The sequence below is a fragment of the Gammaproteobacteria bacterium (ex Lamellibrachia satsuma) genome, from assembly GCA_019623805.1.
GTDB lineage: Bacteria > Pseudomonadota > Gammaproteobacteria > Chromatiales > Chromatiaceae > QGON01.
Genome location: CP053680.1, coordinates 3,462,637 through 3,481,627 on the forward strand (window position 1 = coordinate 3,462,637; position 18,991 = coordinate 3,481,627).

16 protein-coding genes and 1 pseudogene are annotated in these 18,991 nt (G+C 50.2%); 12 read left to right on the forward strand and 5 right to left on the reverse strand.

What is annotated here, in order from left to right; all coding sequences use genetic code 11:
* Window position 1: 1 nt before the first annotated feature.
* The 5 genes from HPY30_15155 to HPY30_15175 all read left to right on the forward strand — a co-directional run bounded on the left by HPY30_15155 (window position 2) and on the right by HPY30_15175 (window position 4,538).
* A complete protein-coding gene (locus HPY30_15155) occupies window positions 2-1,423 on the forward strand; it encodes a phosphomannomutase (protein ID QYZ67200.1) in 1,422 nt (473 codons plus the stop codon).
* A 124-nt stretch (window positions 1,424-1,547) separates the two neighbouring features.
* Window positions 1,548-1,793: a type II toxin-antitoxin system prevent-host-death family antitoxin gene (locus HPY30_15160; protein QYZ67201.1), complete on the forward strand. Its 246-nt coding sequence runs from the start codon at window positions 1,548-1,550 to the stop codon at window positions 1,791-1,793.
* Window positions 1,786-2,220: a type II toxin-antitoxin system VapC family toxin gene (locus tag HPY30_15165; protein ID QYZ67202.1), complete on the forward strand. Its 435-nt coding sequence runs from the start codon at window positions 1,786-1,788 to the stop codon at window positions 2,218-2,220. The genes HPY30_15160 and HPY30_15165 overlap by 8 nt, the downstream gene beginning before the upstream one ends.
* A gap of 198 nt (window positions 2,221-2,418) precedes the next feature.
* A complete protein-coding gene (locus HPY30_15170) occupies window positions 2,419-3,462 on the forward strand; it encodes a hypothetical protein (GenBank protein ID QYZ67203.1) in 1,044 nt (347 codons plus the stop codon).
* Between the two features lie 242 nt (window positions 3,463-3,704).
* Window positions 3,705-4,538 (forward strand): hypothetical protein, encoded by an 834-nt coding sequence (locus tag HPY30_15175; protein ID QYZ67204.1) that lies wholly within the window; start codon window positions 3,705-3,707, stop codon window positions 4,536-4,538.
* A 34-nt stretch (window positions 4,539-4,572) separates the two neighbouring features.
* Here the strand turns inward: HPY30_15175 and HPY30_15180 are convergent, their stop codons facing one another.
* Window positions 4,573-5,637 carry a radical SAM/SPASM domain-containing protein gene (locus HPY30_15180; protein ID QYZ67205.1) on the reverse strand — a complete coding sequence of 355 codons (1,065 nt, stop codon included), beginning with the start codon at window positions 5,635-5,637 and terminating at the stop codon, window positions 4,573-4,575.
* A 161-nt stretch (window positions 5,638-5,798) separates the two neighbouring features.
* Here HPY30_15180 and HPY30_15185 point away from each other — a divergent pair, with 161 nt between their 5' ends.
* From HPY30_15185 to HPY30_15200, 4 genes are all read left to right on the forward strand, one after another.
* Complete coding sequence (locus tag HPY30_15185; GenBank protein QYZ67206.1) at window positions 5,799-6,044, forward strand: type II toxin-antitoxin system Phd/YefM family antitoxin; 246 nt, start codon at window positions 5,799-5,801, stop codon at window positions 6,042-6,044.
* Window positions 6,041-6,427, forward strand: coding sequence for a type II toxin-antitoxin system VapC family toxin (locus HPY30_15190; protein QYZ67207.1), 387 nt, complete (start codon window positions 6,041-6,043; stop codon window positions 6,425-6,427). Before HPY30_15185 ends, HPY30_15190 begins: the two co-directional genes overlap by 4 nt.
* Before the next feature lie 154 nt (window positions 6,428-6,581).
* Window positions 6,582-6,806 carry a type II toxin-antitoxin system Phd/YefM family antitoxin gene (locus tag HPY30_15195; GenBank protein ID QYZ67208.1) on the forward strand — a complete coding sequence of 75 codons (225 nt, stop codon included), beginning with the start codon at window positions 6,582-6,584 and terminating at the stop codon, window positions 6,804-6,806.
* Window positions 6,806-7,192, forward strand: a complete 387-nt coding sequence (locus tag HPY30_15200) for a type II toxin-antitoxin system VapC family toxin (protein ID QYZ67209.1) — start codon at window positions 6,806-6,808, stop codon at window positions 7,190-7,192. Before HPY30_15195 ends, HPY30_15200 begins: the two co-directional genes overlap by 1 nt.
* A 186-nt stretch (window positions 7,193-7,378) precedes the next feature.
* On the opposite strand, the gene HPY30_15205 is transcribed toward HPY30_15200, so the two are convergent.
* The 4 genes and pseudogenes from HPY30_15205 to HPY30_15220 all read right to left on the reverse strand — a co-directional run bounded on the left by HPY30_15205 (window position 7,379) and on the right by HPY30_15220 (window position 12,279).
* On the reverse strand, window positions 7,379-8,713 hold the full coding sequence (locus HPY30_15205) for a capsular biosynthesis protein (GenBank protein ID QYZ67210.1): 1,335 nt from the start codon (window positions 8,711-8,713) through the stop codon (window positions 7,379-7,381).
* On the reverse strand, window positions 8,703-10,847 hold the full coding sequence (locus HPY30_15210; protein QYZ67211.1) for a capsular polysaccharide biosynthesis protein: 2,145 nt from the start codon (window positions 10,845-10,847) through the stop codon (window positions 8,703-8,705). Before HPY30_15210 ends, HPY30_15205 begins: the two co-directional genes overlap by 11 nt.
* Window positions 10,847-11,485, reverse strand: a complete 639-nt coding sequence (cysC, locus tag HPY30_15215) for an adenylyl-sulfate kinase (GenBank protein QYZ67212.1) — start codon at window positions 11,483-11,485, stop codon at window positions 10,847-10,849. The genes HPY30_15210 and cysC overlap by 1 nt, the downstream gene beginning before the upstream one ends.
* Window positions 11,486-11,623: 138 nt before the next feature.
* A pseudogene (locus tag HPY30_15220) lies at window positions 11,624-12,279 on the reverse strand (response regulator transcription factor).
* 520 nt (window positions 12,280-12,799) lie between these two features.
* On the opposite strand from HPY30_15220, the gene HPY30_15225 reads away from it, so the two are divergent.
* From HPY30_15225 to tadA, 3 genes are all read left to right on the forward strand, one after another.
* On the forward strand, window positions 12,800-14,164 hold the full coding sequence (locus HPY30_15225) for a hypothetical protein (GenBank protein QYZ67213.1): 1,365 nt from the start codon (window positions 12,800-12,802) through the stop codon (window positions 14,162-14,164).
* A gap of 747 nt (window positions 14,165-14,911) precedes the next feature.
* Window positions 14,912-17,167: a type II secretion system secretin GspD gene (gene gspD, locus HPY30_15230; protein QYZ67214.1), complete on the forward strand. Its 2,256-nt coding sequence runs from the start codon at window positions 14,912-14,914 to the stop codon at window positions 17,165-17,167.
* A 62-nt stretch (window positions 17,168-17,229) separates the two neighbouring features.
* Entirely contained in the window at window positions 17,230-18,990 is a 1,761-nt protein-coding gene (tadA, locus tag HPY30_15235) for a Flp pilus assembly complex ATPase component TadA (protein ID QYZ67215.1), read from the forward strand.
* Window position 18,991: the final 1 nt, after the last annotated feature.

Genomic DNA, 18,991 nt, shown 5'->3' on the forward strand with positions numbered 1-18,991 from the left:
CATGAAAACAGTCTCTATTCAGCAATTGGCAACTGACAGTGGTGTGGTTTTTGGGACCAGTGGTGCCCGCGGTTTGGTCGAACAGTTGACGCCTGAGGTTTGTGCTGGTTATACAGCAGCTTTCCTTAATTTGTTTGAGCGTGCATCGGTTCAACAAGTTGTTGTTGGCATCGATCTGCGGTCCAGCAGCCCCGAGATTGCGCGTGCTTGTATTCTTGCGATTGAATCGGCTGGCCTTGTTGCTGAGTTCTGCGGGGTAGTACCTACGCCTGCACTGGCATTGCATGCAATGCAGAAGGGAGTTCCGGCAATCATGGTAACCGGCAGTCATATTCCGTTCGACCGAAACGGAATCAAGTTCTACCGGCCAGAGGGTGAGATTACCAAAGCGGATGAAGCTGCGATTATGGGTGCCGAGGTTTTATTGCCTGAGCCTCTGGAGTTGCCGGACTTGCCTACGGTGAATGAGGGGGCGCAACAACGTTATCTGGAACGATATCTTCAGTTCCTTCCCAAGGATATGCTGGCGGGGTTGCGAGTTGGTTTTTATCAGCACTCCAGTGTTGCGCGCGATCTGCTGACGACACTGCTTTCCAGGTTGGGCGCAGAGGTGATAGCGCTGGGGCGTACCGATAAATTTGTCCCGATAGATACAGAAGCAGTTTCAGAAGAGGATGCTGAACGTGCTAAAGCGTGGGTTTTGGAGCACCAGCTGGATGCACTGATCTCGACCGACGGAGATGCCGATCGCCCTCTGCTTGGTGACGAACAGGGCATTTGGTTTCGGGGAGATGTCGTCGGATTGTTGTGCGCACGATTCCTGAAGGCCGAAGCGCTTGTCACACCAGTCAGTTGCACAACGGCTATTGAAAAAAGCGGATGGTTTAAACATATCACCCGGACCCGCATCGGCTCGCCGTATGTCATCGAAGGCATGGAGGCACTGCAGGCTGCCGGAAAGGCACCGGTGGTCGGTTTTGAGGCGAACGGCGGATTTCTGCTGGGGAGTGAAATTGAGCACAACGGGAAAATTCTGCAACCGTTGCCCACCCGTGATGCAGTGTTGCCAATCCTGGCACTATTGGCGCTTGCTCATGAAAAGGGGATGCCTCTTTCTGCACTGACAACGGATTTGCCTAAGCGTTTTACTGCGAGTGATCGGCTTCAGGGTGTAGCAATAGAGCGGAGTCGGAAACTGTTGATGGAGCTTGAAAAAGACTCCGAACCGCTTGCCCGGCTCTACGGTCCGGTTTTGGCACTGGATGTGACTGATGGACTGCGGTTTACCTTTGAGAGTGGTGACATCGTCCATCTGCGCCCATCAGGTAATGCGCCGGAATTGCGTTGTTACGCCGAGGCTGAAGACGCTGTGCGGGCTGAGGAACTGGTCGCTGAGGTGTTGGAACTGGCGAGGTGCCAGTGACTTCAGGCTACATTTTATTCAAGACAGAGTTGACTTAAATACCTGGATAAAGGGGTGTTATGTGACTTGGAAAATCTTGCGATTATGTGTACACTTTAATGTGACCACATTGAAGGGGTAGGCTATGCAAGTCAGTGTCCGAGAAACGAGAGAACAACTCAGCCGATTGTTGAAAGCCGTCGAGCATGGAGAGCAGGTGGAGATAACACGGCGGGGTCGGGTAGTGGCGCGGCTTGCTCCCCCAGAGCCAAGTTCAGATAGTTCACGGGTGGCGCGTGCATCTGTTCGGGCAAAATTACGTGATACTTTGCCCCCCTCTGAGACTACATCAACAGAGCTGATTCGAGAGCTTAGAGAAGAGCGTGGCTGATCCTCGTCTCTATTTTGACACCAGCGCGTTGTTGCCGTTATACCGTCAGGAGCAGTTAACGGCGCAAGCAGAGCAGATCCAGAATGAGGTGACGCTGGTGATCAGTGCCTTAACAGAGGTCGAAGTGGCTTCCGCTTTAGCGCGTTGGGTGCGAATGGGAGAGCTAACTGGCGAGCAGGCAGAATTGCTGGAGACAACCTTTTCTGAAGATCTTCGCCTCGACGTGTTTGAACGCGTTGCTCTGGAAGATCGTCACTACTGGCAAGCACGGCATTGGCTTCTAGGGCGGAAAACGGCGCTGCGTACCCTGGATGCACTCCATCTGGCATGCGCGGTAGAATATAATCTAATGATCGTTACTGCTGATAAGGTGCTTGCCGATGCTGCTGCGCTTGTCGGTGGACGTGTGCGCTTCTTAAGGGGTTAACGGGATAGCATTAATGCAATTTTAAGGAACCACTGATTAATTGTCATTTCGAGCATAGCGAGAAATCTCAACCCTCATAACCTATTGACAGTTCAGTGGTTTGAGATCTCTCCCTACGGTCGAGATGACAGTGACTCAATTAATCAGAGATTCCTTAATCGTAAATTGCATTTGCATAACAGGGTGTGCACTGGCTACATGGTAATTCAGAACATTGCATTCGTTGCCAGTAACCGTAATGTGGATCTTTATCGCAACGATCCCGCTTTCGTCTACCGCTGCGAAAACCTCGGACTAGCCCTCTTGGAACAAGGCCACGATGTCCATCTTACCCATTTGACGAAACTCAAATGGAAGGAAGGATATCAGGCGGTTATTTTCCATCGACCTATTGCCTCCGTTCGATTGTGGTACCTGCTTCGGCAGTTACGTCTCCGTGGAGTTGTAGTGATCGCAGATTTCGATGATCTGGTCTTTGATGAAGCTTGTGCCGACTCTTCACCGGGTGTTCTGAATAGGCTGGTTTCACGCAGGGTGACGCGGCGACGTTTTCGAGCCCATCGGCGGGCGCTGTCGTGGTTTGATGGCGTTATCGTCTCCACCGAGCCTCTGGCGAATCATGTGTGCCGCTTGTTTCCCTCTATCCGCGTTGAAGTCATTCACAACAGTGTGCATCTGGCCTGGCGGCAAGCGTCGCATGATGTGCTACCCAATGCGGGTAAGAGGATTATTACCTATTTCCCCGGTACGCGGAGCCATCATCGTGACTTTGCGCAAATCAGAGAGCCGTTGTCGAGCTTTCTACGGGCACATCCCGAGGTCAAATTACAGATAACCGGTCCGCTGGTGTTTGCCATCAATGCCGATCCACGACAGATATCATATGAAGAACGGGTGCCATTTTCTGAGTATCAGGCCCGTGTTAGAAACAGTTGGGTGAATCTGGCGCCGTTGGAGGAGACCCCCTTCAACCAGTGCAAATCGGCCCTTAAAGTCCTGGAGGCGGGCTATTGGGGTATCCCCACTCTCTGCTCCTCAAATTCAGATAATGTTCGCTTTTCCCGTGCTGGAGCCTGGGTTTCAACAAAACCTGAAGAGTGGATTGACAACCTGGAGCGTCTGCTCAATGAAGCAGAGTACCAGCGGGCGTCGCATGAACTTAGGCAGCGTACTGTTGCCCTTGCCGATGTTGAGAAGCAGGCAAAGCTTTTTTTGCAGTTTGTAGAAACGTTGATGGGTTAATCTTGATGCAGTGGTTTCCTACAGATCGAACTGCATTATCCTGCGTACCATGGTGGCTGAGCGCAGCGGTAGGACGTTGGCGTCGCAAAAAGGGGGAGTATGACAAGACAACCCTTGCCTGCTTCTATTCAGCGTGGCGCAGGCGGCCAAGTTTAGCCAATTTAATTGCCTACTTGGGGTTTCGGCGCGATCTAGGCTTAACTGCACCATCGCGACTACTTAAGCCGTTACAGACCTCTTTTGTGAGTTTTAATCCTGTAACGCAGCGACGGGTTTTTAACTGGCTTTGGGAGGGGCATAGTGAGGCACCGCTGGATAAGTTCCCCTCTGACACTCTGAGAGACTTGGCTGAAAGCTCCCCACAAGTTGCAGTAGTGATGGCGCAGCGAGGTGAGCCGATCTCCAGTGAGGCAAACGCTCTGGCGATATTGCAGAATAAGCAGGCGGTTTGGCGTGACGAATTCACAGCATATCTGAGCGCAAACCGTGACGGCATTTGTGTGGTCGGTAATGCCGCCACTCTAGCGAATAGCACTATCGGTCGTACCATTGACACCTCTAGTGTGGTGTTTCGCTTTAACCTGTTTTCTACTGAAACTGCCTGCGAGGCGTCGGATGGCAAACTATCGACACAGATGCAGGAAGTTGGTAGCCGTCTTGACGTTTGGGTTTGTGCCCCCAACTTGCAGACCCCGTACCCGCCAGCAGTCGAGGAGGTCGAATGGGTGGTTATTGTCGGACCGGATGCGCGTTACCATCTTGCCGATTGGGGCAATATTGTTTCACTGCTCGATGCGGATAAGAAGGTGCTTACCCTACCCCTGAGCATTTGGCGGATGTTGGTACGAGAGCTCAAGGCACCACCCAGTGCGGGTGTCTTGTGTCTGGCATGGGTAATTGAAATGCTCGGTGCGCCTGAAGGGCTAATGGCTGCCGGATTTCAGCGACAATCTGTGCCGGGTATGCGCTATCACTATGCACTGCATCGACACAAACCGGGTCGGCGGCACAATTGGGAGGGTGAAAGGGCGTTGCTGCACCGTTGGAAAATGCAAGGGTTGCAGTTTCTGGATTGAGGTACTGCCCTGATTAAATAAGCATTGTGCTGAGTCAGCGCTTTTTGGACATCGCCATCAGCTTGTCCTGCACCGTTGTGGTTACTGACGTTTTAGCAAAGGGGACAAAGCTGCAGTGTTTGCAAAGACCATCCTTTTTTTCAAAGCCAACAAGTGAACGCCGCCATGCTACCGCATTGGCACTTGCATAAACCAGAAAAATATTACTTTGCGTATTCAAGTTACCAATAATGCAATCCTGATGTTCAGGAATGTCAGAGCGCAGATTGCAGCATGGCATGACGGAACCGTTATAGTCGATATAGACGTGATAAAATGGCGACAAACATGGAGATGTGCGAACAGGCTGATTGGTGACCCCTACTGTTTCACCACGGTTGCAGCCTGTGTTATCAAAGTTGCGCCCATAGATACGCAATAACATATCTTTGTAGCCAATACCTGCTTCCAAACGGCGGCCAAAAAGATCAACTGTAATTTTTGCTTTAAGACCAAGTTCGGCGACCTTTTTTTGCATCAGTTGCCGGGTTTCTTCATGATCATATGTTTGGTTATTTCGCAGATAAATCTGGATATTCAAACTGTTCAGGCCAGCGTCGTAAAGTTTGTCAAGATACTCTTTGGTCAGGTAATCGCCGTTGGTATTCAGGTGCAAAACCGCTTTTGGTACCAAGCTGCGAGCCTGGGCGATTTTGTCGATAATGATCCTGTCTGCCAGTGGTTCATTATAGCGGCTATAACTGATTTTCCTGTTGTAGTCGCACTTCCCCAGTTGCCTGAGGATGGATAAATACACATTGTCATCCATGTGATGCTGTGCTGACCGTCGGTCATATTTTGCGTTAGGACAAAACCAGCAAATACGGTTGCAGTAGGAGAATACCTCTATTTCAACCATATCAACGGATCGTTTGAATAGACGCATCGCATTGTCAGGATCGCCAAGAGGCGTGAAGTGATCCTGTTCAACAAAATCGAACGGAGTGCGTCCATGTTTGACAACATTGGCAAAGGCATCGCGGATCTGTACTCCGCCGACACGCCTGACTAAGTGCGCTAGTTGGCTTTTGGCTCTGATGTGCCAAGGCCGTTTATTCATGGCCGATTTGATCCCTTTTTCGCATATTGAGTCTGTAGAAAAATCAGTTTTTAACCGACAACTTCTCGTTTCCCATTGTTTAGCTATTCTCAAAGACTTTCCATTGTTTTTCTACTCAGTTATAGACTAAACTAATGGAACTTAGTTTATCTGAGGTCGTTATGCACACTGTCAATATCCACGAAGCAAAGACGCATCTGTCACGACTGATTGATCAGGCCACCAAGGGCGAGCCATTTATCATCGCCAAGGCAGGTAAGCCACTGGTCAAGGTTATGCCTTTGAGTGCGCCGGAGGTGGGGCAGGTAAAGCGGTTGGGCTTTATGGCGGGGCAGATTACTGTACCCGATGATTTCGATCAGATGGGTAGCGCTGAAATTGAGTTGCTTTTTGGTGATGAAGCTTGAAGCTTCTGCTGGATACTCATTTATTGCTCTGGGCGGCAGGTGACCCTGACCGCCTGTCTGCTGATGCTCGTGGCTTGATTAGTGAGGTAGAAAACGAGCTGTTTTTCAGTGCGGCCAGTCTATGGGAGATCGCCATCAAGAGTGGGCTGGGACGTGATGATTTTCAGGCAGATGCGCGACTCCTGCGACGGGGGCTGCTGGATAATGGTTACAGCGAACTGCCTATTGGCAGCGAACACGCTGTTGCTATCGATAGCTTGCCGCCGACACACAAAGACCCTTTTGACCGCATACTCGTTGCTCAGGCAATGGTTGAGGGTATCACCCTGCTAACATCCGACTCTCTTATGGCACAGTATCCTGGCCCTGTGAAGAAGGTTTAAAGTACGCCGTGGCCCGAGTCAAACCGCTTCAACCCCGTCGTTGTTACTACTATTGTTTGGGCGGTTTGACTCTGCACCTTCATCTGAAACCGTTGCATAGTTTTGTAAGGTTAGCTAGACTGTTGGCTAATAAGTGATTTTCCGAGGTGTCCACATGCAAGTCAATGTACATCAGGCTAAGTCCCAACTGTCGAAACTGATTGAGAGGGCATTGGCTGGAGAAGAAGTGATTATTGCCCGCAATAATAAACCTACGGTGCGACTCGAGGTACTCCCCGAAGCTCGGGACAAACGCAGGTTGGGTACTTTGAAGGGGCTGGTAAAGTACATGGCGGATGATTTTGATGAAACGCCGAATGACTTCAAGGGTTACCTGTAATGGACCTATTGCTGGACACTCATGCCTTCATATGGATGAGCAGTCAACCCCAGCGTCTTTCGCAAACTGCCAGGGTGCTTCTGGAAGATGAAAACAACGCCGTCTCCGTTAGTATTATGTCCTTCTGGGAAATGGCCATAAAAATCAGCCTTGGCAAACTGGATCTGGGTGCAGACTGGATGAGTCAGCTGCAGGGTTTTATGAGAGACAATGCAGTATCCAGCCTGCCCCTGCGTCCTGAGCATTGCACTATGCTTAGCTCATTGCCCTTTATCCATCGTGATCCGTTCGATCGCATGCTCGTAGCCCAGGCGCTGTCGGAGGAGTTAATCCTGATAAGCAAAGATGGAAGCTTGAGGGGATACGATGTTGAGGTTGTTTGGTGATCGAAAAGATGAAGGACGGCGATTAATTCATCTGGTAGGGTGCGCGTGCGCACCAGAATAAACAGTTACAACAATCATGGTGCGCGTGGCGCACCCTACGTTCGTCACAGTTTAAGCAGCCTCACCCCATGCCATCCTGTATATTCCAGCCCGAATTTGCTATCACTGAGCGGGTGGATATACAGGTCACGCCACATCCGAATGTTCAATACCCTTCTGTACTGAATCGATATAGGCGGCGAGGAGTGCATGAGCATCTGCACCGGGAGACGCGATTGGCATGTCGGTTGCTGTTGAATGAGAGGCCTCATCTGATGCCTGTGTAAGCTCAAATAGATGCTGGTAATCAATACCAGAATGACTTTTTAGGCCTGGAGTTTTCCGGTAGAAATTTCCGTTTATCTGGTTTTTTTCTATGAGGTGATTTCTGAATCGCTGAAATAACTTTCTGTCCACCTTGCCCTGGGTTTTCCAGAACGCTTTCATATTCCCCTGAAACGTAAGTCCTGGCATATTGTAGATGGCATGGCCCGATGTTTTAACGGGTGTGCCATGTAATATTGAGGATAGGCCTACTGTGCTATTTAGCAGAACCGTGCCTTTGGCATGATTCAGAAGGGTGGGCAGATGCATGTCGTGAACATAGATAACCCGCGCTTTGCAGCCATACTTGTCGGCAAGTTTATTGATTATTCGGGTGTAGTCTGAGTAACCCCTGTCCAGTGGATGGTGTTTGATCACCAGAAGGGTGTCTGTCGGTGCATGTTTCGAAAAGGAGGAGATCACTCTTCTGATAAAGGCAGCCGCAGAGGGAACCGATGACCAGATTTTTATCTGTGTATCGTTATGGACCTGAAGCGGTACGAGGAAGAACCTCTTTGAATAGTGTGTTGTCAGTTGTTGTTGAACGCCACGTTCACAAAAGCGGTAGTAGTATTTTCTGAATCCCCCTCTTACCCATATTACCGCCTCGTTGTACCATTTAAATGGGCGATGGTGGATGTAGTCCGGAAAGTGACTCTGCCCAAGCCATCCCATAAAAAAATAAACGGCCGCATACCAACCTGCATGGGCAAATGAGTAGGGAACTGATGTCGCTTGTCTTAAGGGCTCTTCCTGGATGCCGTCATATGTCGCTGGAGAGCGTGGAATGGATGAGCGCCCATTTACGCCATCTTTTTCAAGGGTGACGTAGTGAGGCCGGAGATAGCCCTCCTCAAAGACAAATACGTCAATGGAGAGCAAGCGTGCAACTTCATGGGCCCTTTTGTGGTACGAGCGTTCATCACCGAACAGATAGATGGTGGTGATTTTACAATCTTCCAGAAACAGCTTCAGAAACTCCGGCCACTGCTTAACAGTGCCGGTGTAATCCACGCTATGCTCGCCACTGAAGAAAAAGCGGTCACCCGCATTGAGATTTATCTTGTAAACCGTATGCCCGGATTCTTCCAGGTCCATGGCGAGGCGCTTGAAAAAAGGCCCCACTGGTCCTTGAAGCAGGAGAATATTACTTGCCATACATCAATCCATGGATAAGGTTGTTTAGCTTCCTGGCCATACGACTGGTCCCATGTGAGCTGATTCGAGTCTCGTTGATTGCTGATGATCGTTGACTCTCAAGCCCGCTGATGGCCATTTCCGGACTGGAAAAAGCCCCAGAAAAACCATTGATATAACGAGGGTATAATACCATACAACCGGCTAGCAGTTCATCTACTGTCAAAGTCCTGTTTCTGCAATTTCTGCGATCCAGTTGGTGTTTGTCAGTGGTAAGCCCCCACCCCGCATAGAAAGGAAGGCCGTAGGTAGTAACCTGTTTACCCCTTAACAATCCTTCAAAACCGACCAGGGAGGTCATGGTGTGCACCTCGTCAACGGTATCGAGACATTGTGAGATGCCAATATCGGTAACCAGTTGATCAAAATAGGGGAGAGGGCGGGTTTTTCTCTGGCCCTTTCGGTTTCCACTCAGCACATCCGGGTGTGGTTTGTAGATGATATAGGCATCAGGGGCATTTTCTCTCACAGCTTGAAGCAGTGCTCCATTTGTACGGATATCTCGGCACCCCAGGCGGATAGAGGCATCATCTTCGACCTGACCGGGAACCAGGATAATACGCTGTCCGGGTTTCGCTGAGTGGGTAAGCGGTTTTCTTTTGCCGACGTTATATTTACTGATTCCGGAGTCGATAAGTGCTTTTCTTATCGACTGGGCGCGGTGAATCTTTTCCACAGAAAAAACAGTGTTTTCAAGGGTTGTTTCCAGGTCACTGGCTTGGCTTGGGTCAAAATAGATCCCCTGTTTGTCCAAAACCAGGGATGCCGGGGCTGTCAGATCAGAACCCAGGCCCACGGAACGCAGGAAGCCGTCTTCCATACGCCAGATGGGAATATTATGCTTTTTGGCAAGGTCGCGTATTTTTTTATTCTCACGAACCCCCCACACAACAATGCGGGCATCTTTCTGTGGCAGGCGTCGCTCTATCTGCCAGGCACTGCTGGCGAAGCGAATTTTATTCCAGGGACTGTAGAGGTAGTCGCGAACATAACCACGCTTCCATGGAGTAAAGCCAAAACAGAAAAGGTTGCCACTGTTTTCAATAAAGTAGTGCCGTTGAAGGGTGAAGTGGCTAATGACCCGTTCGATTTCGCATGATTTGCCGGTATCCGGGTCGCAGTACCGGCTGTAAAGGATATAGGCTGCGATAAAGAGCTGTTCTATGGTGCGATTCCTGGTGCGTCTGGGAATCTGAATCCGGTCATCGGTAAGCCCCCAACCGGCATAGAAAGGGGCGCCGAAGCAGGTAACAGGCTTGTCTGACATCAGCGCTTCGAAACCCATTTGAGAAGTAACGACGTAGACATGGTCAACCTGATGTAACAGGCTGGCTGGATTGCAATTTTCGGAAAGAAGATGAACGCGAGGGTGTTTCCCGGCCCGCAGGAGGTGGCTCTGCTTCCTGCCTGCAATCACATCGGGGTGAATCTTGACCAGGATCTCCGCTACGGGGTGCTCCTCCAGTGCGGCATCAAGCATGCGGGTAAAGCTTTCTGGTTCCGCCAGGCCCTGCTCAATGGAGAGATCGCCGGCTGTCTGGTCTACAACAAGAATGCGTTTTTTTGCTGTTGGCTTGAGGGTGATATCCGGACTGGAATTATACTTGGAGAGCCGGTTGTCGATGATAAGCTTGATGCACTGTTGTGCCCTTGAAATCAGCGCCCTGTTTTCCAGGGGATTCTGAGCGCCATCGAAATACTGCCGTAGACTGCTGAATGGAGGTGATTCTGGTATATCGTCGAATTCGCCGGTAAGAATTTTCTCCAGGCGGGAAGGGCGGGTTGCATCATAATAGATCCCCAGGTCGTCTATCACCATGGAAAGGGGAGGTGACTGGTCTACACCCAGACCCACTGAGCGCAGAAAACCATCTTCCAGGGTGAGGTAGGGGAGATTATTGGATTCAGCGTACCGCTGGGCTGTGGCTGTATTGGTTTTTAACCCCCATCCAATGACCGTCTCACTGTGATGTTTTGATGCATGACCGGGAAAGAACTTCCATCTCCTTGAGATGGCGTCGACACCAAGGAAACTTCGAAGATGGGGAATCCTGAAGATCCCCCTGGAAAACGTCACTGCTGATGTTGAGGACATCAGTGTGCGACAGAGAGAGACTCCTTGGCATTTTCGGTTTGCTGCAGAAGGATTTCGCGCTTGACCAGGATTTCAAGCAGCTGCTCTACGCACACTTCCAGGGTGTTGTTTTCAGTATCGATGCTGATTTCCGGGTTTTCCGGCACCTCGTAGGGAGAGGAGATGCCTGTGAAATCGGAGATTTCACCAGCTCGGGCGCGTTTGTAGAGCCCTTTTACATCGCGTCTCTCGCACTCCTCGATGGAGCAGTGACAGTAGACCTCGATGAAATCATCATCAGAAAACAGTTTTCTGACATTTTTTCGATCATCAGTGAAGGGTGAGATAAAGGCCGTGAGGGCAATAACACCGGCTTCAACGAACAGTTTGGCCATCTCGCCGATTCTGCGAATATTTTCCTTTCTGTCTTCAGCGCTGAACCCAAGGTCACCACAGAGGCCATGGCGGACATTATCACCGTCAAATACATAGGTGCGCCCTCCCCGTTGGTGGAGTTGTTCCTCCAGCGCATGAGCCAGAGTCGATTTCCCCGAACCTGAGAGGCCGGTAAACCAGAGGACGACGGATTTGTGCTGATTGAGCTTTTCCCTGCGTTCGCGGGTGACGGTGGCGCAGTGCCAAACGATATTGTTGTCCATTTCAGTATTTACTTAAATTGTGGGGTGATTATCAGATAAACAGCGCCAGAATATCATGGTGACGAAAAAACGCTATAGGGTATTGTCCATAGGAATTTTGGCCGTGTTTGCGATATTCAAGTATGTCTCCTGAAGGCGCTAGTGGGTGACGATGCCCTTCTCAATGGCATATGTGGTTAGAGCGGAAGCATTGTGCAGATCGAGCTTCTTCATCAGATTCGCGCGGTGTTTTTCAACGGTTTTAATGCTGATGCAGAGGAACTCCGCCATGCTTTTGTTGGTATGTCCCTCCGCGACGAGCTTTAGTATCTGTTTTTCCCGTCGGGTGATTGCAGCCCACTCGGTCAATGGCTCGGAATTTTTTTGTCCGACCAGATAGCCTTGCACTACCTTTTCTGTAATGTCGGGGCTTAGATAGGTCTTGCCTAGCATCACTCTCTCCACTGCGATCAGCAGTTCAGAGTGGGTGGCGTCCTTTAGGATGTAGCCGTTGGCCCCGGCATTGAGACTGGCGAGACATACTCCTCTTCGTTGTGTGCCGTAAGCACGAGGATCTTCATTTCCGGGATCCGGTTTCTGATCTCCTGTATTGCATCCATGCCGTTCATGCCTGGCATGTTCAGGTCCATGATCGTCATGTCGGGTTTTTTTTCCACGGTGCAACGAATCGCCTCCCGCCCGTTTCCCGCCTCTCCGATGACGGTGTAGTCAGGGTTGCTCTCTAACAGCGATTTCAAACCAGCCCTTAGGATTGTGTAGTCTTCTGCAAGAACTATTCGTATCTTTTTTCCCATCTTTATATGCCTGATTCACTGCAAAGGCAGCGTCTCGTGGTGATGCCTGCGTCTTTTCGACCCTGCAACCAAATTTCCGGCATCAGTTGAACATGTCCAGTGGAAAGCCAGGCCATAGCAGGGTGGCACTCAATTCCCGGTTCAATCAACTTGACCCATTAACCGCCAAGGTTAGTCGGTGTCCACGTTAATGATTATAGTCAATTGATGCTTTATTCAAATCAAACGGTTCATTAGATCGTTTTTGACATGCAATGCATAAAGCGGGCATTTGGCAAACACTTCTCGCACGATGTGACTCAGCTTACTATTATTTACCTGGTGTGAAAATATAATCCTAATATCGCTCATTTCCCAGGGGATGCCATGCTCATGGGTAGCGGTCCTGTCAAATAGGGGCTACATTGCAAGGGTGGTCTAAGCTGACAGGTAGCGGCGCGAGCTGCTTGCGAGTGGATGCATCTCCTGTATTCTTGCGAAAGACGGTATTTGTGATTCTAAATGGCATAGGAGTATCGCATTGGAGGCAAAGAGGCAGGGTAAAATCCAACTCACCCGGTTTTTCGGGCTGACCAGCTTTATCTCGATTTCAGTCACGTCGCTGTTAATCATCATTTTCATCCGTGGACTGATAGTGAGTTCCGTCGAGGAGATCTCCGAACAAGGCAACTCGACCTTGACTCGCGCAGCGGTCTCTTTTTTCTCAGATGAATTAAATGCTTTCATCGAGCAGGCGGAGCAGAATGGTGAAGAAGATGCAGCGGCGCAGATGGTGTCCTATCACTTGCGGCGGCATATTCATGATCTGCTGCGAGAGACATCGGTGGTTAGGGTAAAGATCTATGACTGGAGTGGAAGAGTGATCTACTCCACCAAGCCCGAGCAGATCGGCCGAATGCAGGAAGGAAACTTGGGATTTGCCGCCGCGATCAGCGGGAACGAGACGACCAGAATTCTCTATCGCGATACCTTCAACCTGTTTGACGAAGAGACGGCAGAGGATAATCTCGTTCAGACCTATGTACCGATTCACACACCGGACAAGAGTAACGTTATTGGTGTGTTCGAGATCTATTCCGATATCAACGACCAGATCAAGGATGCAGGAGCCAGTGTTGCCGGGCTGATTATCGGCGTAGTGGTTGTTATGGTGATTCTATTCGGTATTCTGCTCTTCAACATCAAAAGGGCTGAACGCATCGTTGAGGATAAACAGCGTGAAAACAGGGAACGACAGCATACACTTGAAGTGCTCTCGTCAAAGATGCTGACCGCGCAGGAAGATGAGAAGAAACGTATTGCTAATGAATTGCACGAAGACGTGGTGCAGACCCTGGTCGCAGTCAAGTTTCACCTTGAAAGCCAGCTTCAGCAGCTGAGCAATGACACCGATTCGTCGAAAGACGAGCCTGAGCAGATTGTAAAAGTGTTGCAGGATGCTGCACGAAAGATCCGGGCGGTGGCAGTCGATCTGCGGAACCCGAGTCTTGATGATTTTGGTCTCAGGACCACTGTCGATTCAATGGTCAAGGAGTACAGTTCCGTTTCGGATGATCTCAACTTCGTTGCATCAGTGCAGATTCCGGAAAATGAGATCCCCCTGGAGCGCAAAACTATCATCTATCGCATCCTCAGTGAGACGTTGACTGCAATCTGCAAGCTCGGATATTCGGAAGGAACGATCAAGATTGACCTGATGCAATCTCCTGAGGGGATGAAACTTGGCATCGAGACGAACTGGAGAGATGAAATCGGGAATGATGATCTGGGAGCGGTTGATGGGTTTGGTTCAATGCGGGAAAAGACGATTCTCTCAGGGGGGGATTTTTCCTCTGTGCGTAACGATTCCGGTTCTGTCACTCGGCAGTCGGTCTGGCCCAACTGAATTGGCGAACCTCTGTGGGGCCACTGACTGCAAGCACACGGCATGGTTCATGCCAGCTAAGTTTCAAACCTGATCATAAAATGCTCAAAGTCTCTCCAACTTATTGATAAATAAATAAAAAAAATAAACTATCCAAAAGGACGGAAATAAAAAAATACAGGATTCTGTTGATAATACCGGTAAATATCTTGGTATGTAGTTGCATGGGTAGGGTGGGGGTTTGAAAAAGGTAGGGCATCTATTTATTCGGTTTTACAGGCAAGACAGCAAGATCAGCCTCCGGTGAACGAATCAATAATCTATAACTTTATGTTTTAAAAGAATATATTTAATTATTGGTTGCTTGGAAATTAGTCTGTAAAAAAAATCGACACCCTTTTCACTATTCTTCTACATGCGTTCAGTTCAGAAAGCGCGTTTTTTGGAGTATGGTTTTAAAATCATCGTAAAATCATATACCTATGAGTGGTGGGTAGTGCGGAAGCAGTCTTGATTCATCGCAGTCCGAGAAAAGCAGAAGTTCATTCTGCAAATGGACTGTAGGGTATTTTGCCTATATCACCATGGGTCGATTAACGGCCAATTCCTTTTTTCACTATGATTGCCCTCAACCAGACATACTTAAGTTGAAGTTGATAAAGCCCCCCTGCCCATTGGTGGACGTGGCAAATACTTCTCTTCAGGTTTGACGGTGGGGATGTTGATGGTGTGCACAGAGCGGACGGTGACTCAAACCGAAAGAACATAATGATAACCAATAATATTAGAAAATTGGGATGGATCGTGACGCTGACTTTTTTGGTTGCGTGCGCCCCGGTTACCAAGAAATCGGTCAAGCAACTTGAGCCTCGACCAGTGGAATCTACGCCGATGCCTGTGATGCAGGAAGATCAGACGGCCAACCTGCAAAATCCGGGAAGCGAACAGGAACCGGTTTATGCAATGGTCACGGGTGATGACCGGGAGTCTCTTGAGGACAAAGCGCCGTTCATGAAACTTGGTAGTGGGAGATTTATCAAGGCACCCGTGAAAGAACCCGCTGTGAAATCGTCGGGTGAAATAACCCTGAATTTTGAGAGCGTCGATATCCGAGAGGTTATCAAAATCATTTTTGAGGAGATATTGCAGGAAAACTATCTTATCGACCCGAAGGTACAAGGGGTGGTGACGATGCATACAGAGACTCCTGTGGCGGTCAACAGTGTGCTCGGTATCCTGGAGGCGGTTCTGCATAGCAACGGTGCAGGTCTTGTCCTGAACAACGATATTTACAAGATTGTTGCGCTCTCTGATATCAAAAAACAGTCGGCGGTTCCGACGGTTGGAAAACGGGGTAAAAGCATCTCAGCGGGTTTTGGAACACAGATCGTTCCCCTCCAGTATGTTGCGGCAAAAGAGATTCGCAAGATACTGGAACCAATGATCCCGGAGGGGCTGTCGTTGAGTATCGATGAGGCCAGAAATCTGCTGTTTATTTCGGGAATCCGGTCGCAGATCAATCAGGCACTCGAGACGATCAAGCTGTTCGACGTCGATTGGCTGAAAGGGATGTCCTTCGGCCTGTTCCCTCTGGAGTATGCGGACTCTGCCACGATCGTGGATGAGTTAAACAAGCTCATTGGTTCCTCTGGTGACGGCCCTTTATCTGGCATTGTGCGCTTGGTGCCGATCGAGAGGCTTAACTCCATCATGGTGATTACACACCAGCCGAAATATCTTGAAGAGGCGAGACGCCTGGTGGAGCAGTTTGATCGGGGAACAGTGACTTCTCCCGGACAACGTCTCTATGTCTATCACTTGAAGCACGGTAAAGCGGAAGAAATTGCCGGTCTGTTGCAGGAGATCTTTGGTGGTGCTGGAGGCTCAGCTTCGGACTCCGGGGCAGGTAACGATGTTCCACCGCCGCAGGAGCGCTCCAACGTGCGTTCCCCGTCTCAGTCTGCGGTCCCTCCCAAGGGAGGCACCAAGGAAAATATCGCTACAGGGTCTGCGAAGGCTACAGCGGGTAAAGAGGAAGGGGGGACGATGGGAAGCGGCGGTCAGGGTCCGGTCAATATCATTCCTGATCAGAACCGCAATGCGATTCTCATCCTCGCCTCGGCTCGGGATTACAGGGCAGTTGAGGCTACTATTCGCAAGCTCGACGTGCAGCCTATGCAGGTGTTGATCGAGGCAACGATTGCTGAAGTGGCTTTGACCGATAACCTGAGTTACGGCGTACGCTGGTTTCTCCAGGGAAACATTGGAGATCACACGATTCAGTCAGGTTTTAACCTGCCGCTTCCCGGCTCGGTATCGGGGCCTGGATTGGCGCTGGGTATCCTCAACAGCGCGGATGAATTAAAGGTGTTTTTTGATCTGCTCAATGCTCAATCTTCCGTTGAGTTTCTTTCTGCACCCCAGATCATGGTGGTGGACAATAAAACAGCCAATTTCCGCGTGGGTGACCAGATTCCCATAACTACCCGCTCTTCTCAGAGCACCTCCAATCCTGATGCGCCGATCGTTACCGAGGTGCAGTTTCGCGATACAGGAACCCTGCTGTCGGTTACGCCCAGGGTTAATATTGGTGGCATGGTGACACTTGAAATCAACCAGGAGGTCAGTGTGCCGGGGACTGCGCCTGCGGTAGGCGGCGGTGGCAATGTTCCTATCTCCCAGCGCACCATCGATAGTACGGTGGTGGTGCACAGCGGCCAGACTGTGGTGCTTGGTGGCATGATCACTCAGTCTTCCAGCAATTCACAAGATGGCATCCCAGTTCTTATGGACTTGCCGGGTGTCGGAAAATTCTTTAGTAGTACGACGGAAGACATCACTCGAACCGAACTCATTATTACCATTACGCCACGTGTCATCACTAATCCGATGCAGGCAAAGGCAGTGACCGATAGGCTTCGAAAAAGGCTCAAGGATGCGAGCACGCTGGAGATGTCCATAAATGAGCTTTCAGCAAGGCCTGCCTTGCCCAGTGAATCCCCGACCGTGGAACCGGTGCAGTGAGAATTGGAGCGAAGTGACGTGGGTGTTGAAGAGAATCGATGTCGCAGAGGCAGGAACCATTAATGATTGTTTCGGTACCAGACAAGCGCCATGAGGCAGCAGTCAGTGAAGTTGCTGTGGATGAGGCAGTACCGATCAATGGTGGTCTCGGCGCCTATCTGGTTCGAACAGGACGCCTAAGACAGGACGAGGCGGACAATGCCCTCAAAATCTTTCTGGATCAGGATGGCGAAGCCTCGTTCGGATTGTTGCTGGTGCGCATGGGTATGCTCTCTGACAAGGATCTGGCAGAGGCGCAAGCGGCATGTCTTGATGTTCCCCTCATAGATGGAAAAGCATTCCCGGATACCATGCCCTGCGAAGGAAAGGTATCCAGGGAATTTCTGAAAAAGAATCTCAGTGTGATCGTCGAGGAGAACGACGATAATCTCATCGTGGCGATGGCAGACCCCGACAATCATTATTTGCTTGATGCATTGAAAATGATTACGGGCAAGAAGGTAGAACCCAGGGTGGGTATTGCCTCAGAGATCGAGGCGGCCTTTCGCCAAAGATATAGCGGAACAGGAGAAGCCGAATCAGCCGGTTCCGACTTCAGTGCAACGGGTGCCGGGATCTCCGGTGATGACGTGGAACACCTGAAGGAACTGGCGAGCGAGGCGCCGGTCATCAAGCTGGTCAATCAGTTGATTCAGCAAGCAGTCAGTCAGAATGCTTCGGATATTCATATCGAGCCGTTTGAAAGAATGCTGATGATCAGATACCGCGTGGATGGTGTGCTGCGGGAAGTGGAACGCGCCCCTGTTGAGATCGCTGCAGCTGTGGTATCCAGAATCAAGATTTTGTCTAATCTGAACATTGCAGAGCGCCGTTTGCCGCAGGATGGAAGATTTAAGCTTACCGTGCGGGGTTCACGGCTTGATCTGCGTGTGTCCACCGCACCTACAATAAACGGCGAGAGTGTGGTGCTCCGCCTGCTGCCAAGCAACAGTACAGCGGATGACTTCGACGGACTTGGGTTTACACAAAAACAGAAGGAAGACCTTCTATCCGTACTCTCCTATCCTCACGGTATCGTATTGGTAACAGGGCCTACCGGCAGTGGTAAAACGACTACTCTCTACGCTGCATTAAACTATCTCAATACCCCCGAGAAGAAGGTTCTCACAGTAGAGGATCCAGTAGAGTACAACATCGAGGGTATAAACCAAATCCAGGTTAAACCACAGATCGGCCTGACATTTGCCAACGCCCTGCGTACTATCGTGCGGCAGGATCCGGACGTCATAATGATCGGTGAGATGCGGGATCAGGAGACCGCATCCATAGCCGTGCAGTCTGCGCTTACGGGCCACTTGGTGCTATCCACGCTGCATACAAATGACGCAGCGGGAAGTATCACCCGGTTGCTCGATATGGGGGTGGATGATTTCCTGCTCAAGTCGACGGTAAATGCTGTCGTTGCACAGCGGCTGGTTCGCACACTCTGTAATGATTGCAAGAAACCTTATGTGGCCTCCGACAAAGTGGAAGAGCGGTTACATCTTCGGGAAATCGTTGGAGACTCAGAAATAACGCTCTATTCCGCAAAGGGTTGCGAAAAGTGTGATGGAACGGGTTTTACAGGTCGCTCGGCAATCGTCGAACTCATCGTACTTGATGATGGGCTAAGGGATTTGATCATAGGCCATGCCGATTCGGTCGCAATTGCGCGTTACGCCAGGGAGAACGGATCGGGCACGATGTATGAAGATGGACTGAGAAAGGCCGCCGCCGGGGTGACCACTATTGAGGAGGTGTTGCGTGTAACGCGACTCGACTGAT

Coding starts and splice junctions, on each gene's coding strand:
- HPY30_15155 (QYZ67200.1), top strand. CDS start 2: ATGAAAACAGTCTCTATTCAGCAATTGGCAACTGACAGTGGTGTGGTT.
- HPY30_15160 (QYZ67201.1), top strand. CDS start 1,548: ATGCAAGTCAGTGTCCGAGAAACGAGAGAACAACTCAGCCGATTGTTG.
- HPY30_15170 (QYZ67203.1), top strand. CDS start 2,419: ATGGTAATTCAGAACATTGCATTCGTTGCCAGTAACCGTAATGTGGAT.
- HPY30_15180 (QYZ67205.1), bottom strand. CDS start 5,637: ATGAATAAACGGCCTTGGCACATCAGAGCCAAAAGCCAACTAGCGCAC.
- HPY30_15185 (QYZ67206.1), top strand. CDS start 5,799: ATGCACACTGTCAATATCCACGAAGCAAAGACGCATCTGTCACGACTG.
- HPY30_15195 (QYZ67208.1), top strand. CDS start 6,582: ATGCAAGTCAATGTACATCAGGCTAAGTCCCAACTGTCGAAACTGATT.
- HPY30_15200 (QYZ67209.1), top strand. CDS start 6,806: ATGGACCTATTGCTGGACACTCATGCCTTCATATGGATGAGCAGTCAA.
- HPY30_15205 (QYZ67210.1), bottom strand. CDS start 8,713: ATGGCAAGTAATATTCTCCTGCTTCAAGGACCAGTGGGGCCTTTTTTC.
- HPY30_15210 (QYZ67211.1), bottom strand. CDS start 10,847: ATGTCCTCAACATCAGCAGTGACGTTTTCCAGGGGGATCTTCAGGATT.
- cysC (QYZ67212.1), bottom strand. CDS start 11,485: ATGGACAACAATATCGTTTGGCACTGCGCCACCGTCACCCGCGAACGC.
- gspD (QYZ67214.1), top strand. CDS start 14,912: ATGATAACCAATAATATTAGAAAATTGGGATGGATCGTGACGCTGACT.
- tadA (QYZ67215.1), top strand. CDS start 17,230: ATGATTGTTTCGGTACCAGACAAGCGCCATGAGGCAGCAGTCAGTGAA.